14 protein-coding genes and 1 pseudogene are annotated in these 12,752 nt (G+C 66.7%); 8 read left to right on the forward strand and 7 right to left on the reverse strand.

Annotated features, from left to right (window positions below):
• Positions 1-33 precede the first annotated feature (33 nt).
• The 4 genes and pseudogenes from GD429_RS10350 (at position 34) to GD429_RS10360 (ending at position 2,833) form a co-directional block, all read left to right on the forward strand.
• Positions 34-1,143, forward strand: coding sequence for a malate/lactate/ureidoglycolate dehydrogenase (locus GD429_RS10350; protein ID WP_152856851.1), 1,110 nt, complete (start codon positions 34-36; stop codon positions 1,141-1,143).
• A 16-nt stretch (positions 1,144-1,159) separates the two neighbouring features.
• Positions 1,160-1,423, forward strand: a pseudogene (locus GD429_RS41995) (TfoX/Sxy family protein); the annotation flags it as partial.
• A gap of 35 nt (positions 1,424-1,458) precedes the next feature.
• A complete protein-coding gene (locus GD429_RS42000) occupies positions 1,459-1,773 on the forward strand; it encodes a hypothetical protein (RefSeq protein ID WP_415748932.1) in 315 nt (104 codons plus the stop codon).
• A gap of 481 nt (positions 1,774-2,254) precedes the next feature.
• Entirely contained in the window at positions 2,255-2,833 is a 579-nt protein-coding gene (locus GD429_RS10360; RefSeq protein WP_152856853.1) for an NnrU family protein, read from the forward strand.
• A gap of 133 nt (positions 2,834-2,966) precedes the next feature.
• Here GD429_RS10360 and GD429_RS10365 read toward each other — a convergent pair whose 3' ends face one another.
• Positions 2,967-3,704 carry a sulfite exporter TauE/SafE family protein gene (locus tag GD429_RS10365; RefSeq protein WP_152856854.1) on the reverse strand — a complete coding sequence of 246 codons (738 nt, stop codon included), beginning with the start codon at positions 3,702-3,704 and terminating at the stop codon, positions 2,967-2,969.
• A gap of 290 nt (positions 3,705-3,994) precedes the next feature.
• Between GD429_RS10365 and GD429_RS10370 the strand changes: the two genes are divergently transcribed.
• Positions 3,995-4,432, forward strand: coding sequence for a hypothetical protein (locus tag GD429_RS10370; RefSeq protein WP_072444247.1), 438 nt, complete (start codon positions 3,995-3,997; stop codon positions 4,430-4,432).
• A 156-nt stretch (positions 4,433-4,588) separates the two neighbouring features.
• Here GD429_RS10370 and GD429_RS10375 read toward each other — a convergent pair whose 3' ends face one another.
• From GD429_RS10375 to GD429_RS10390, 4 genes are all read right to left on the reverse strand, one after another.
• Positions 4,589-5,263: a TetR/AcrR family transcriptional regulator gene (locus GD429_RS10375; protein ID WP_152856855.1), complete on the reverse strand. Its 675-nt coding sequence runs from the start codon at positions 5,261-5,263 to the stop codon at positions 4,589-4,591.
• 46 nt (positions 5,264-5,309) lie between these two features.
• On the reverse strand, positions 5,310-6,563 hold the full coding sequence (gene codA, locus GD429_RS10380) for a cytosine deaminase (RefSeq protein ID WP_152856856.1): 1,254 nt from the start codon (positions 6,561-6,563) through the stop codon (positions 5,310-5,312).
• Between the two features lie 44 nt (positions 6,564-6,607).
• Positions 6,608-7,903, reverse strand: coding sequence for a cytosine permease (codB, locus tag GD429_RS10385; protein WP_152856857.1), 1,296 nt, complete (start codon positions 7,901-7,903; stop codon positions 6,608-6,610).
• A gap of 177 nt (positions 7,904-8,080) precedes the next feature.
• A complete protein-coding gene (locus GD429_RS10390) occupies positions 8,081-8,389 on the reverse strand; it encodes a hypothetical protein (protein ID WP_152856858.1) in 309 nt (102 codons plus the stop codon).
• Here GD429_RS10390 and GD429_RS10395 point away from each other — a divergent pair.
• From GD429_RS10395 to GD429_RS10405, 3 genes are all read left to right on the forward strand, one after another.
• Positions 8,366-9,655 (forward strand): NAD(P)/FAD-dependent oxidoreductase, encoded by a 1,290-nt coding sequence (locus GD429_RS10395; protein ID WP_152856859.1) that lies wholly within the window; start codon positions 8,366-8,368, stop codon positions 9,653-9,655. The genes GD429_RS10390 and GD429_RS10395 overlap by 24 nt on opposite strands.
• Positions 9,656-9,672: 17 nt before the next feature.
• A complete protein-coding gene (locus GD429_RS10400) occupies positions 9,673-10,230 on the forward strand; it encodes a helix-turn-helix domain-containing protein (RefSeq protein WP_105391158.1) in 558 nt (185 codons plus the stop codon).
• Between the two features lie 152 nt (positions 10,231-10,382).
• Positions 10,383-11,729 (forward strand): glutamine synthetase family protein, encoded by a 1,347-nt coding sequence (locus tag GD429_RS10405; RefSeq protein WP_152856860.1) that lies wholly within the window; start codon positions 10,383-10,385, stop codon positions 11,727-11,729.
• A 25-nt stretch (positions 11,730-11,754) separates the two neighbouring features.
• Here GD429_RS10405 and GD429_RS10410 read toward each other — a convergent pair whose 3' ends face one another.
• Together GD429_RS10410 and GD429_RS10415 are read right to left on the reverse strand one after the other, a co-directional pair.
• On the reverse strand, positions 11,755-12,282 hold the full coding sequence (locus tag GD429_RS10410) for a GNAT family N-acetyltransferase (protein WP_152856861.1): 528 nt from the start codon (positions 12,280-12,282) through the stop codon (positions 11,755-11,757).
• Between the two features lie 65 nt (positions 12,283-12,347).
• Positions 12,348-12,737 carry a lysozyme inhibitor LprI family protein gene (locus GD429_RS10415; RefSeq protein ID WP_152856862.1) on the reverse strand — a complete coding sequence of 130 codons (390 nt, stop codon included), beginning with the start codon at positions 12,735-12,737 and terminating at the stop codon, positions 12,348-12,350.
• Positions 12,738-12,752: the final 15 nt, after the last annotated feature.

Raw genomic sequence — 12,752 nt, forward strand, 5'->3', positions numbered from 1 at the left:
CCCAACCCGATCCGACCTGACGGAACCCTGCCGATGACCGCACTGCCGACACCCGACACCGAACCGCTGCGCATGCGCGCCGAACCGCTGCACGCATTCGTCGCGGCACTCTGGGAACGGGCCGGCAGCAGCGAGCGCGAAGCGCGGCTCGTCGCCGATCACCTGGTCGGCGCGAATCTCGCGGGCCACGATTCGCACGGGATCGGGATGATCCCGAACTACGTCGCGTCGTGGCGGGAAGGGCAGTTGCAGCTGAACGGGCACGCGTCGATCGTCCGCGACGGCGGCGCGGTGCTGACGATCGACGGCGGGCGCGGCTTCGGCCAGGTGATCGCGTTCGAGGCGATGGTCGAGGGAATCGAGCGCGCGCGGCGCATGGGCATCTGCGCGATCGGGTTGCGCGACGTGCATCACCTCGGCCGCATCGGGCACTGGGCCGAGCAGTGCGCGCGCTCGGGGCTCGTGTCGTTCCATTTCGTCAACGTGCCGGGCGACCTGCTGGTCGCGCCGCTGCACGGCACCGATCCGCGCTTCGGCACGAATCCGTTCTGCGCCGCGTATCCGCGTGCGGGCCGGCCGCCGCTGCTGCTCGATTTCGCGACGAGCGCGATCGCGTATGGCAAGACACGCGTCGCGCATAACCAGGGCAAGCGCGTGCCGGCCGGGTCGCTGATCGACCATCGCGGCCAGCCGACCGACGATCCGGCCGTGATGCACGAGCAGCCGTTCGGCGCGCTGCTGCCGTTCGGGCTGCACAAGGGTTATGCGCTCGCGGCGATGTGCGAGATCTTCGGCGGCGCGCTCGTCGGCGGGCATACGACGTACGGCGACACGCTGCAGAAGACGAGCGCGATCGTCAACGGGATGCTGTCGGTGCTGATCGATCCGAAAGCGTTCGACGCGGCCGATGCCGAGCGCGAAGCCGATGCGTTCGTCGCATGGGCGAAGGCGTCGCCGCAGACGGGCGATGTGCCGGTGCAGGTGCCCGGCGAGCCGGAGGAAGCGAGCCGCGCCGCGCGCGGCGCCGGCGGCATTCCGGTCGACCGCGCGACGTGGCGGCAGATTCGCGACAGCGCGGCGGCCGTCGGCTTCGACGATGCGGCGCTCGATGCGTGGACGCAGCGCTGTATCGGCGCCGCTTGACGGACAAGGGCGGCCGATGAGCTGGCAGGCGGACAAGGCGCACGGCGAGGAGATCGCGTATCAGATCGCGAGCCTCGGCCATATCGAAGTCACGCGGTTTTTCAGCGGCGCCGCGCTGCGGCTCGACGGCGTGATGTTCGGCTTCCTGGCGCGCGGGTCGATGTTCCTGCGTGTCGACGACGTGAACCGTCCGGCGTTCATCGCGGCGGGGATGGGGCCGTTTTCGTATTCGGGGCGTACGCGCACCATCGCGCTCGAGGGCTACTACGAGACGCCGGCCGATGTGCTGGAGGATGCGGGCGCGCTGTTCGACTGGTGTCGCGGCGCGTATCGCGCAGCGCTGCTGGCGGGGCCGCCGAAGCGCAAGGCGAGGGCGGCGCCGAAGACGGCATCCGGGACGGCGTCGAAGCTTGTGCGGAAACCGGCATCGAAGGCGGCGCCGAAACTTTCGCCAAAGCCTTCGCCGAAACCCGTGCCGAAATCTTCGCCGAAATCTTCGCCGAAACCCGCACCGAAACCCGCGCCAAAACCGGCGGCAGGGCAGAAATCGAAGTCGGCATCTCAACGGACTGCAAAGCCGTCGCCGGAAATGGCAACCAAATTGACTTCGAAATCGTCATCGACACGTAAGAAAGCCTAGTGTCGATCACGCGAAGCCCCAGCTTCGCGATGTCTGTTCTCCTTTCTTTCCGACTACTCGATCGCCGGCCGATGCGCGCGACGCGCAGTGGCTGCCGTACGCAACGCACGGATGCGCGACGCATGTTTGCGCCAAGCCCGAGCCAGTCAATCCCGCCTACCGGCGTTGGGCGCGCTCGCCCGCACCGACCGTGTCGCATCCACGCCAATGGGTCGAATATCGAAGCGGCAGGGGCGCCGGCGGCGTACGAAAGGGTAGCGGGGCGGCCGCAGATCCGACGCACGAAAGCGCAAAGCTTGCCACACCGCACATTCTGCATGCTTCACAACGGCGGCCCCGGCGTTTATGATCGGCGCGGATCGCGCCCGTGCCCGGTGCGACCCGCGCCGGCCTCGCCACCGGCTCCGCGAACGGCGCATCGTATGCCGCGCGCGACGCTTCCCCACTCATCATTCCAGACGGAGACAGCCGATGCTCGTCCTGATTCTCGGTTTAGCGATCTTCCTCGGTGTGCATTCGATCCGGATCGTCGCCGACGGCTGGCGCTCCGCGATGATCGCGCGAATCGGCGAGAAAGGCTGGAAGGCCGGTTATGCGGTCGCGTCGATCGTCGGCTTCGTGCTGATCGTCCGTGGCTACGGGATCGCGCGCGAGAGTGCGACGCTACTGTGGGTGTCGCCCGTCGGCGTGCGCCACCTCACCGGCATGCTGACCGCGTTCGCGTTCGTGCTGATCGCCGCGGCGTATGTGCCGCGCAACCGGATCAAGACGCTCGTCGGGCATCCGATGCTGGCCGGCGTGATGGTCTGGGCCGTCGCGCACTTGCTGATCAACGGCACGGTGCACGCGGTCGTGTTGTTCGGCGCGTTCCTCGTGTGGTCGCTCGTCGATTTCGTCGTGTCGCGTACGCGCGATCGCCGCGACGGCGTTCGTTATCCGGCCGGCGGGCTGCCGGGCGACGCGGTGGCGATCGCGGCCGGGCTCGTCGTGTGGGCCGTGTTCGCGCTGTTCCTGCACGGCCCGCTGATCGGCGTGCGGCCGTTCGGCTGAACGCGCACGCCGGCCCGGACCGGCAGCCACGGCAGGAAATCGTGGAGGAGCGCGCCGGGCAGCATCGCTTGGTGCCGGGCTGCCGGCGGTGAATCGGAATGACTGCCGCGGCGGCGGCAGCGGTGTGCGTGCGTCAGATCGGCTTGACGAACAACCCGACGGTGAGCAGCGCGCCGATGCAGACGATCCCGATCCGCAGCACGCGTTCGTTCACGCGATGCAGCGCCCATGTGCCGAGCAGCCCGCCGACGATCGCGCCGCCGCCGAGCGCGAGTGCCGCGCCCCAGTGCAGCTGCGGCGACGTCACGAACAGCACGACGGCCGATGCGTTCATCACGCCCGCGAGCGCGTTCTTCGTCGACATCGCGTGACGCGGCGACAGGCCGGCCATCGTCAGCGTGGCCATCATCAGGAAGCCGAGCCCGCCGCCGAAGTAACCGCCGTAGATCGCGATCATGAACTGCGAGACCGCGGCCGGAATCGTGCCGAGGTGCGCGGCGCCTTCGCTCGGCTTGCGGAAAAAGCTGCCCCACGCGAACACGATCGTCGCGAACAGCACGAGCCACGGCACGAGGCGCGAGAAGATCGACGAAGGCGTCTTCAGCAACAGCAGCCCGCCGAGCGCGCCGCCGACCACGCTGATCGCGAACAGCGCGCGAAACGACAGCTTGCCGGCGCCGCGCACCATGTTTCGGCTCGCCCAGCCCGTCGTGACCTGCGCGGGAAACAGCGCGACCGTCGACGTGATGTTCGCCGCGAGCGGCGACATGCCCGACACGATCAGCGCGGGCAGCGTGATGAACGAGCCGCCGCCCGCGAGGGTGTTCTGCAGGCCGGCCCAGAGGCCGGCGAGGATGACGAGGGCGAGCATCGGTGCGGGAACGGGGAGGTGACTGGGCTCGCTTGCCGGAAGCAGGCAGGCGCGGCGGACGCACGATGGTAATGCAGGATCGCGGGCGCGGGAAGGAAGAACGCCGGGATCATGCGGGGAGCCGATGCGGAACGTCCGTCGCGTCGTGGCGCGGTCGAACGTGCGTGCCGAATTCGGCACGGCGGCGATTCCGGTCAGGAAAGCCCGATTTAACGCTCCATTACGATGGGCTTAACGGAAAGATGCTAAATTCGCCCACCGATATCTCAGAAATTGGAAAGGGCAGACAGATGCTGAAGAAATTGGCCGGGATGGCAGTGGTGGTCGGTGTGACGGCGGTGGCGTCGCTGCCGGCCGTGGCAAGCGACACGAACAATGCACTGGGCGGCGCGCTGGGTGGCGTCGCGGGCGCGGCGGTCGGCAACGCAGTCGGCGGGAGCACGGGCGCGATCATCGGCGGCGCCGTGGGCGGTGGCGCGGGCGGTGCGGTGACGTCGAACAAGCGCGAACGCACGGGCGCCGTCGTCGGCGGCGCACTGGGCGGTGGCGCGGGTGCCGCCGCGGGCAACGCGATGGGCGGCACGGCCGGCAGCCTCGTCGGCGCCGCGGTGGGCGGCGGCGCGGGTGCTGCGCTGGGCGGCCACGTGTCGCGCAACAACTCGCGTTCCAACGATTACTACCGCGGCAACAAGCACAAGAACAAGAAGCGCTACAAGCACGACGACTGATCGGCGGTTCGCCGGCGAGCAGCAGTGGAGCGGGCGACGAAGCGCACATCGTCGCGATGTCGTCCCGCACTTCCCCTGCGAATGCGGATCGTGCCGGGCAGCCGCGCATGCCTTCGTGATTGCCGTGCATGAATGGCGACCGAGGCGGTCAAGCGGTCATTCCGTCGTTCCGTCTTCGGTTATCAGCGCCTTGAGCACCAGGCCCGAGATGGTGCGGTAAGCCGCGTCGAAATCGTCGCTTCCCAGCGTGCGCTTGCCGAGCACCAGCAGCATCTGGGGAGCGAAATCCGCATACGCCTGCGTGGCGGCCCAGATCAGGAAGAACAGGTGCTCCGCATCGACCTGCCTGACCTTGCCTGCGTCGATCCAGCGTTCGAGCATGCGGATGTCGTCGCGCAACACCGGAATCAGTTGCTTGCGGATTTCCTTTCCATAGATCTTCGCGCCGCCGATGATCTCCAGCGCGAAAACCCGCGATCCATGCGGGCGACTTCTGGAGAATTCCAGTTTGGCCCGGATATAGGCCGACATCGCTTCCGCGGGCTCGCGATCGGGCGCAGCAAACTCCCGCATCCTGCCGAGCCAGTCGCGCAATACGTCGTCCAGCACGCGTTTGTAGAGCGCCAGCTTCGTGGGGAAGTAGTACATCAGGTTCTGCTTCGACAAGCCGGCGGCCGCCGCGATCGTCGCAACGGAACTCCCGTCGAATCCGTACGTGGAAAACGATTCTTCGGCAGCGGCGAGAATGGCCGCCTCCAGCGTGTCGCGCAGCGCTTCCCGCCGGCCGTGGGGCCGGGCGGGCGTTCCTGCAGTCGGCCCGGACGGGTTCATCGCTTTTCTTCCACAAGCATGTCGGACCAGCGTCGTCGTCGCGCGCTCAATACGTGCCCGCTTCAGGATAGGTGATGCGTTCGGGCGCGCGCTGCATGATGACCTTCCCGGCGCGGAGCGACAACTGTACCTTTGCCTGTTTGCGGATCACTTCATAGTCGCAATCCGCGTCGAGGATCAGCAGATTGGCCGGCCGCCCGACGGCGATGCCGTAGCGATCGCCCAGCGACATCGCATGTGCGCTGTGCTCCGTGACGAAGTCGAGGCAGCGCTGCAGGTCGTCATAACCGAGCATGTGACACACGTGCAGGCCGACGTCGAGGATGCGCAGGATGTTTCCGTTGCCGACGGGATACCACGGATCCTTGATCGAATCCTGTCCGAAGCACACGTTGATGCCGGCGCGATCGAGTTCCGCCACCCGCGTAATGCCGCGTCGTTTCGGGTAGGTGTCGAAACGCCCCTGCAGGTGGATGCTTTCGGTCGGACACGAAACAAAATGGATTCCCGACCGCTTCAGCAAGCGGAACAGCTTCGAGCAATAAGCGTTGTCGTAGGAACCCATCGCGGTCGTGTGGCTGGCGGTGACGCGCGCGCCCATCCCGCGAACCCGCGCCTCCTCGGCGAGCACCTCCAGGAAGCGCGAATGCGGATCGTCGGTTTCGTCGCAATGGACATCGACGAGACAGCCCTTGCGTTCCGCGAGATCCATCAGGAACTTGATGGAGCTCACGCCCTGGTCGCGAGTGTTCTCGAAATGCGGAATGCCGCCGACGACGTCGGCGCCCATGTCGATCGCGCGCTCCATCAGCTCACGTCCGTTCTCGAACGACTCGATGCCTTCCTGAGGGAAGGCGACGATCTGCAGGTCGATGAGATCGCGCGCCTCGTCCCTGACCTCGAGCATCGCCTTCAATGCGGCAAGCGTGCAATCGGTGACGTCCACATGCGTGCGCACGTGCTGGATGCCGTTGTCGCGCAACATCCCGATCGTGGTGTGGGCGCGGGCTTTCGTATCGTCATGCGTAATGGTGGCCTTGCGCTGGCCCCACCGCTCGATGCCTTCGAACAGCGTGCCGCTCATGTTCCACTCGGGGTCGCCCGCGGTCAGCGTCGCATCCAGATGGATATGCGGTTCGACCAGCGGCGGGATGACGAGATTGCCGCCTGCATCGATGACGGCGTCTCCTTGAAGCGCCGGCGGCGACGTCTGGAGGTCGATGCCGCGAATCGTGTCCGCATCGATGTCGATCGTGAAGAGGCCGCTATGGCCGCGCAATCTGGCGTTGACGATTTTCATGAGGATTCCTTTTGTTCGATGGAACGGAAGGGGGCGCAGCGGAATCATTCACCCTGGACGGACGGTTCGCGCGAGAAGGCGCGGGCAAGCTGCAGCAGCACGACGTAGGCGGCGGCGGACGCCGCGATGCCGACGATCGGCGCGATCCACGGCGACGTATAGGCGAGTATGGCGCCGATCGCATACGCGGCCAGGCCGACCGGATTGAAGCGCGGCAGGCGGGCGGTGGCAAGCGACGGGTATTTCCCGCGATGGCGGTACCAGTAGTCCGCCATGATCACACCGCCGACGGGCGGAATGATCGAGCCGAGCAGCACCAGGAACGGAATCAGCAACTCGTACATCCCGCCGACCGCGAGCACGATGCCGATCGCCGCGCCCACGAGTACGAGCGTGCGGCGCCGCTCGGTGCGCAGCAGATGGCATCCGGCGGCCGCCACGTTATACATCGTCGGCCCCTGGATGGTCCAGAGATTGAGGCACAGCATCACGACCGCTGCGATCGACAGGCCCTGCAGCATCATCACCTCGACGATGTCGGCTTGCTGATAGACGATTGCGCAGTATGCGCCCGCGACGATCATCAGGCCGTTGCCCGCGAAGAACCCGATCATGCTTGCCGATACGGCGCTGCGCGCGCTGCGTGCGAGGCGCGTCCAGTTGGTTGCCTGGGTGGCGCCGCTGGCAAAGGTGCCGATGACCATGGTCACCGCCGCCGAGAACTGCATCGGATGAGACGGCACGACGTGCGTGAGGCCGGCCCAGCCGCCGATATCGCGGGTGGCGATCCACATCGACGTCATCAGGAGCACGAACATCAACGGCACGGAGACGCGCGACAGCACATCCATGCCGCGATAGCCGATGATGGCCGTGATCGAAAATCCGAAGCCGAAGAGGATCATCAGCGGCGTGGTAACGGAGGCAGGCCACCCCAGCAGCTTGACCAATACGATGGCCACCGTCGCGGTTCCCCATGCGTACCAGCCGAGTTCGGCGAAGCCCAGCAGGAAATCGGACAGCTTGCTGCCGATTTCCCCGAAGCAGAATCGCCCCATCAGCACGGCATTCAGGCCGCTGCGGGCGGCAATCAGCGCAAGCGACGCCGCATAGGCGGCGAGCAACAGGTTTCCGATCACGGCGATCTGGATCATGCTGACGACGTCGAACGCGACACCGATCTTGCCGCCTGCAAACATCGTTCCCGTGAAGAACGTGAAACTCAACAACACCATCGTGATGGACAGGAACCCGGTGCGTTTCTCGAGCGGAACTTCGCTTAGCGAGAATTCTCCGTGATCCGATCCGTCCGTAGGGCGTGAATCCTGGTTCGTGGGCATCTTGTCTCCCGGTCAGCGATTGGTTGGGTCTGAAAGGGTTTGCGGGGCCGTGTGTGAACAGATGACGCCTTGTTTCAGCGCATATTCTCTCTGGCCAAAATTTTGACAAGGGTAAAAATATGGGCCGGGCGGACGGCCGGGAAAATCACCGCACCCGTGCAGTTCACACGCGAGGCGTCACGTGTGTCGGCCGATCGGCCGATACGGTTCATCGGGGTCCGGACGGGCGAAAACGGCGGAAACATGTCCACGCCGAAACGACGAGGAATTGTCGGCGACCGCGAACGAGCGGGCAGAAGCGGCCGATGTCTTGTCTGCTTCGCCGCCGGTAGCGGCTCGAGGAATCTCGACAGGTTTCCCGCCAGCCCATCGATGCGCCGCTTTCCGCGCGCGCTTGCCTGCGTGAAATTGTCGTGCTAATTTTTCATGAAATTTCTCGATGAGAATTTCACGGGAGTCCGCATGTTCGTGCAGTCCGACCGTCACGTCGCAAGCTACTACGCCGGCACCTACCCGGCGCCGATCCCGCATCGTCCGGAACTGGGCGAGCGCATCGACGCCGACGTGCTGGTTGTCGGCGCGGGCTTCAGCGGACTGCATACGGCATTGCGCCTCGCGCTCGCCGGCAAGCGCGTCGTCGTGCTGGAGGCGAGTCGCGTCGCGTGGGCCGCGTCGGGCCGCAACGGCGGGCAGGCGCTGCTCGGCTGGTCGTGCGACATGCAGCCGCTCGAGGATTCGCTCGGCCGCGACGGCGCGCGCCTGCTGTGGGACAGCATGCGCTGGGCTGCCGCCGAGGTGCGCGAACTGCCGGAGCGGCACGGTTTCGACATCGACTATCGGCCCGGCAGCCTGTGGGCCGCGGTGCGGCCGCGCCGCGTCGCGATGCTCGCGCAGGCCCGCGACGAGGCGGCCGAGCGCTGGGGCTACGACCGGCTGCGCGTGATCGGGCGTGACGAGATGCCCGAATGGATCGGCGGCACGCGTTATCTCGCCGCGCTCCACGATCCGGAAGCCGGCCACCTGAATCCGCTGAAACTCGCGCTCGGCCTCGCGCAAACGATCGAGCGCGCGGGCGGCCGCATCTTCGAGCAGAGCCGCGTGCTCGACTGTCGCGAGACGGCCGGCGGCCACATCGCCCGCACGGTGCGCGGCGAAGTGCGCGCGGACGTGCTCGTGCTTGCCTGTAATGCATACGTCGACCGGCTCGATCGCGACCTGGCGCGCCGGCTGCTGCCGGTCGGCACGTACCAGGTCGCGACCGCGCCGCTCGCGCCCGACGTCGCGCGTTCGCTGCTGCCGCAGAACAGCTGCGTGATCGACAACCAGTTCGTGCCCGACTACTTCCGCCTGAGCCCCGACACCCGGTTGCTGTTCGGCGGCGGCTGCACGTATCTCGGCGGCATCCCGGCCGATATCGCGGCGGCGACGCGCCCGCACCTGGAACGCGTGTTCCCGCAACTGACCGGCGTGCCGCTCGATTACGCGTGGGGCGGCCACATCGACATCAGCATGCGCCGCACGCCGGACATCGGCCGCGACGGGCAGCGCTTCTGGCTGCAGGGCTTCTCGGGGCACGGCGTGCTGCCGACGCTCGCGGGTGCGCGCGCGGTCGCCGACGCCGTGCTCGGCGACGAGTGCCTGCTCGCGCAATACCGGCGCATCCGCAACCCGCGCTTCCCCGGCGGCGACCGGCTCGCCGCGCCGCTGGAAGCGCTCGGCAAGGCCTGGTACCGTTTGCGCGACACCGTCTGACCGTTTCGGAACCCATCATGAACGAACAGGAAGAGATAGAAAGTCTGGCGATCCTGATCCGCGACTTGCGCAAGCATCGCAAGGTCACGCTGAACGACCTCGCCGAGCGGATCGGCCGCTCGGTCGGCTTTCTGTCGCAGGTCGAGCGCGGGCTGTCGCGTCCGACGGTCGCGGATCTGACCGCGATCGGCGAGGCGCTCGGCGTGCCGACCACGTATTTCTACAGCCTGAGCAAGCCGCGCAGCGTGCCGTGGGTCACGCGGCCCGACGAGCGGCGCACCGTGTATTACGCGGCCGGCATTACCGACATCCTCGTGTCGCCGAACATGCGCTCGCGCTTCTCGATCCTCGAAAGCCATCTCGCGCCGGGCGCGAGCAGCGGCGAGCGGCCCGTCGACGACAGCGACGAGCAGGGCGGTTTCGTGCTCGAAGGAGAACTGACGATCTGGATCGACGGCGACGAAACGCCCGTCACGCTCGGCCCGAACGATGCGTTCCAGCTTCCCGCGCACAAGCGGTTCCGTTATGCCAACCTGACCGATGCGCCGACGCGCGTGATCTGGGTGTTCACCTGAGTGGTCGGCGGGGCGGGCGGTGTCGCAGGCCATCGCGCCTCGCAGCATGTTTGCAGTACTGATTTAAATGCGGCATGCGTTGTCCCGTGTGTCGCATGAATCCGGTTCGCCGCGCCGCGGCACCGCCATACAAGACATGGAAAGGATGAGACATGGATGACGTCGTTCCCGCGCTGGTCGGTGAAGTCCGCGCATTCCGGCAGGCGCACCCCGAGATTCGTTATGTCGACCTGATCTGCCTCGACCTGCCCGGGCACTTCTACGGCAAGCGCTACCCGATCGATGCGCTCGAGAAGGTCGCGTCGGGTTCGCTGCTGAAGCTGCCGCAGAACTGCGTGCTGCTCGGCACGCAAGGCGGCCTCTACAAGATCGGCGACTACTGCTTCAACGACGGCGACCCCGACGCGCCGCGCCGCCTGATCCCCGGCACGCTGAAGCCCGTGCGCTGGGAGCGGCAGCCGCTCGCGCAGATGCTGATCAGCTCCGACGGCACCGATGCGCCGATCGAGTTCGAGCCGCGCGAGGTGCTCGCACGCGTGCTGCGGCGCTTCGCGGCGCGCGGCATCCGGCCGGTCGTCGCGTTCGAGCTGGAGTTCTACCTGTTCGCCGCGCAGCTCGCGCAAGGGATGCCGCAGTACCCGCGCGATCGCCTGAGCGACGACCGCGACGATCAGCCGAACATGCATATCGAGCGGCTGTCGCGCTTCTCCGACGTGCTGCACGAGATGGTCGAGGCCGCGTGCGAACAGGGCGTCGATGCGACGGTGATCACCGCCGAGCTCGGGCCCGGCCAGTTCGAGATCAATTTCGGTCATACCGACGACGGGCTGCGCGCGGCCGACTGGTCGGCGCTGTTCTGCCGCAGCACGCGCGGCGTCGCGCTGCAGCACGGCTATCGCGCGAGCTTCATGGGCAAGCCCTACCTGCATGCACCGGGCAGCGGGATGCACGTGCACGTGAGCCTGTACGACGACGCGGGGCGCAACCTGCTCGCGGCGGACGGGCAGCGCCCGCTGCGGCACGCGGTGGCCGGATGCCTCGCGCTGCTGCCGCATTGCATGCCCGTGTTCGCGCCGAATCACAACGCGTTCCGGCGCTACGGGTCGATGGTGAACGCGGCGAGCCGCGCAAGCTGGGGTTTCGAGGATCGCGATGCGTGCATCCGGATTCCCGAGTCGGATGCGCGCAACCTGCGGATCGAACACCGGCTCGCGAGCGCGGATGCGAATCCGTACCTGGTGCTCGCGGCGATTCTCGCCGGGATGGAGCACGGGCTCGATGCACGGATCGAACCGATCGCGCGGCTCAACGAGGATCGCGGCAGCGGGATCGATTTTCCGAAGGAGATGCTGTCGGCCGTCGCGGCGATGCAGGATCATCCGGCCGTGCGTGAAGGGCTCGGCAGCGAGTTCGTGATGGTGTACTGCGAGAACAAGCGGCAGGAGGAGCTGGATTTTCGTAACGAGATCGGCGCGCGGGAGTATCGGTGGTTTCTGTGATTGCCGCGCGCGTCGACGAAGCAAACTACGGAAGTGCGCGCCAGTAGCGCACTTCCTCGATCGGCGTACCGTCGATCTCGAAGGTCTTGATGTCGTATTCGGCGACGAAGCCTTCGCGTTCGTAGAATGCTCGTGCACGACGGTTTTCGACGAGTACCCAGAGCGATACCCATGCATGGCCCGCGTCGTGCAGCGATCGGCACGCATGGTCGACCAGCGCCGCGCCGATTCCTTGCCCGCAATGCGACGGATGCAGATAGATCGCTTCGATTTCTCCCCATGCGCGATCCTTGTCGGTGTCGCGCGTCGGACCATGGGCGATCCAGCCTGCCGCGCCATTGCCCGTGAACGCAAGCGCGACGCGCGGGCGGCCGGCGTCGAGCGCACAGCGCCAGAAGGTCGTGCGTTTTTCGACAGAGAGACCGGCGAGGAACGTGGCCGGCATGATGTCCATGTAGGTCGCTTGCCAAGACGCGACGTGGATGTCGGCGATGGTCGCCGCGTCGGTGGATATGGCAGCGCGGATGTCGATCGTTGTCGTATTCGGTGTCATGCGTGCTCAGCCTGATTGCCGTGCCGTGCCGCGAACCGCTTCGCGACACGGCACCTGCGAAGCGCTTACTCGCCGAGCTTCGACGCCACGCACCCCGTGCTCGTGCATTCACGCTCGCGCTCGCGCAGGAACGACAGCCGTGACGCCGTCATGTCGGTCGCGCACTGAAGATCCACGAGGTAGCCGTTGTTGCGGGTTTCGCTGCACTGCGCGTCGCGCTGCTTCATCCACGCGAGCTGGCCGGCCTTCAGCGTCGCCTGCTGATCGCCGCTCAGTTGCTTGCGCAGGCGGCCGTATTCGTCGTTGAGTTCGCGATCGGTCTGCGAGAACTGCGTGCTGCTGCAGTACACCTGATCGAACGCGCTGTGCGGCTTCGCACAGCCGGCCGCGTGCGCGGCGAACGGAACGGCAAGCGCGAGCAGCGCGCAGGATGCGAACAGATTCGTCTTTTTCATTTTGATGCTCCTGAC

Source organism: Burkholderia sp. BE17, from assembly GCF_009362305.1.
Classification (GTDB): domain Bacteria; phylum Pseudomonadota; class Gammaproteobacteria; order Burkholderiales; family Burkholderiaceae; genus Burkholderia; species Burkholderia pyrrocinia_C.